1 pseudogene is annotated in these 252 nt (G+C 62.3%); it reads right to left on the bottom strand.

The annotated features are described in order from the left end of the window. A pseudogene (locus tag SB717_RS37945) lies at positions 1 to 252 on the bottom strand (hypothetical protein); the annotation flags it as partial.

Below are 252 nucleotides of genomic sequence, written 5' to 3'. Positions count from 1 at the left end.
GGCAGCTCTCACCTGCGCAAGAAGCTCTTCGGCCAGTGACTGCATAAGTGCCTGGTGAGCATCAGCCAGTTGCTCATCCGGGGTCGTGTCGGGGCTTGCCGACGACCCGGTCGGCATCACGCCTAGCATATCGCTCACCTGGGGCTTGGCGGCGTGAAAGTCAGCGAACTCAGGGAACTGCTTCAGCCAGGTCACGGTTATGCGCGCAGGGCCATTGGCCAGTGCTTGTCGACCGCGGTCGGTGATTTGCAC

It is taken from the genome of Priestia sp. SIMBA_032, assembly GCF_046535215.1.
GTDB classification, from domain to species: domain Bacteria; phylum Bacillota; class Bacilli; order Bacillales; family Bacillaceae_H; genus Priestia; species Priestia aryabhattai.
This window is presented reverse-complemented; position numbering and strand designations above follow the sequence as displayed.